The following is a 2,262-nucleotide window of genomic DNA, read 5'->3' on the forward strand; positions in this document are numbered from 1 at the left end:
GGCGCGGCGGGCGCCGGGCTCGGCCCGGCAGAGGCCTATGACGTCGTCGTCCGCGTCGGCCACCCCGACTCCGTGTACGACCTCGACCTCTACGGCGGCACCACCGACCCCGACGAGGCCGCCGCCATACTCGCCGAGGCCCTCGTCGGCGACCTCGCCGACCCGCACCCGGGCAGCGACAGCCGCCGCTCCACCACCGTCCTCGCCCAGCTGCTCGGTCCCTTCCGCGCCGTCCACGACCGCTTCCCCTCCGTGCCGGAGCTGCGGCAGCTGCTCGACGGCGCCCCCGGCCCGCTGGCCGCGCTGCGCAAGGGCCTGACCGACGCCGGGCACGCGTCCCTGCTCAGGGAACTCGACGCGCGGGAGCGGCAGATGGCCCACCCGGGCGACGTCGGCACGGTCCTCGCCGACCGGATCGCCCTGCTCGACCGGCCCGCCTTCGCCGCCTTCTTCGACACCTCCGGGCAGAGCCGGCCGTTCTCGCTCAGGTCTCTCGACCATCCCGTACGGGTCCGCATCGACCTGCCCCAGCGCGGCCACGCCGACGCCTCCCGGATCCTGGCCCGGCTGGTGCTCGCCCAGTTCACGGCCTCCGTGACGGTGCGGGAGGACCGGTCGCTCTTCGCCTGCCTGCTGCTCGACGACGCCACCGGAGTCGTCACACCGGAGGCCGTACGCGGCATCCAGCGGCTGCGCAGTGCCAACGCCGGTGCGGTGCTCACGCTGCGCACCCTGGACGACGTACCCCGGCCGCTGCGCGGCCCGCTGCTCGGTGCCACGGGCTGCAGGGTGGCGCTGGCCGGCCTCACCCCCTGGGACGGGCAGGACTTCGCCGAGGTGTGGGGCAAGGAGTGGACCGAGGCCCGGGACGTCACCGACCGGCAGATCATCGCGGAGACCCCGGCCGGCAAGGCCGTGCACATGCTGCGCCGGGTCATCACCGGCCAGGCGCCCACCGCCCGCGCTGTCACCGTGCGTCAGGTGGAGCGGGAGCGCTGGTCGGCGTCCGAGTTGGCTCATGGGGTGCCGGCGGGGCATGCCGTGTTGTCGTTGACCACCGTGCAGGGGGAGCACGCGCCGCCGTTGCTGGTGGATCTGCGGGGGTGAGGGGCGGGCGCCAGGGCCAGCGGAGGGTCGTACGGTGAGGCAGAATCGCGGTAGGCCGTTCATACACGGCGGCCAAAAGATCACCGCGATCGCCGGATCCCCTCACCGTGAAGGCCCCATGCCCCCGACTCTCGCCTCGCTCGTCCACCACTCCGCGCTCAAGCTGACCGTGCGCGCGGGCGAGGACCGCCTGGACGTGCCCGTCCGCTGGGCGCACGTCAGCGAGCTGGCCGACCCCGTGCCCTACATGGAGGGCGGCGAGCTGCTGCTGATCACCGCGCTCAAGCTGGACGCGGAGGATCCGGAGGCCATGCGGCGGTACGTGCGGCGGCTGGCCGGCGCCGGTGTCGTCGGGCTCGGCTTCGCCGTCGGGGTGAACTACGAGGAGACGCCCAAGGCGCTCATCGACGCCTGTGCGGAAGAGGGGCTGCCGCTGCTGGAGGTGCCCCGCCGCACCCCCTTCCTCGCCATCAGCAAGGCCGTCTCCGCCGCCATCGCCGCCGACCAGTACCGGGCCGTCACGGCAGGCTTCGCCGCCCAGCGCGAGCTGACCAAACAGGCCCTGGGCGCCGGCCCCGAGGGGGTGCTCGGCGTGCTCGCCGCCCAGGTCGACGGCTGGGCGGCGCTGTACGACGCCTCGGGCGCCGTCGTCGCCGCCGCGCCGGAGTGGGCCGGCCGCCGCGCCGCCCGGCTCACCACCGAGGTGGAGCGGCTGCGGGAGCGGCCCGCCCCCGCCTCCTCCGTGGTCGGCGGACCGGATCACGAGGACCGGGTCGAGCTGCACTCCCTCGGCACCGGCCGGCGCCCGCGGGCCGCGCTCGCGGTGGGTACCGCCGCCGCCCTCGGCACCGCCGAGCGGTACGCCGTGCACTCCGCCATCGCTCTGCTCACCCTCACCACCGAACGTTCCCGCTCCCTGCACGCGGCGGAGCAGCGCCTCGGTACGGCGGTGCTGCGCATGCTCCTCGCGGGGGAGCCGGATCACGCCCGGGCCGTCGCCGGGGACCTGTACGGCGGGCTGCTGGACGCCCCGTTCCGGATGATCGTCGCCGAGTCGGAGTCCGCCGCCGGGCTCGGTACGGCGGGCGAACCCCTCGGGGAACTCGCCGAGACCGTGGAGTCCGCGGCGGCACGCGCCGGAGAGGCCGTACTGGT

At 75.3% G+C, this 2,262-nt stretch carries 2 protein-coding genes; both read left to right on the plus strand.

The window, feature by feature from the left end:
- The coding region (locus CCN44_RS41765; RefSeq protein ID WP_086704449.1) for an ATP-binding protein at positions 1 to 1,107 on the plus strand (1,107 nt) is incomplete at its 5' end.
- Between the two features lie 118 nt (positions 1,108 to 1,225).
- Positions 1,226 to 2,262, plus strand: a 1,037-nt coding sequence (locus CCN44_RS41770) for a PucR family transcriptional regulator ligand-binding domain-containing protein (protein WP_086704451.1), incomplete at its 3' end; no start/stop codon positions are given.

This window comes from Streptomyces tricolor, assembly GCF_002155905.1.
GTDB classification, from domain to species: domain Bacteria; phylum Actinomycetota; class Actinomycetes; order Streptomycetales; family Streptomycetaceae; genus Streptomyces; species Streptomyces tricolor.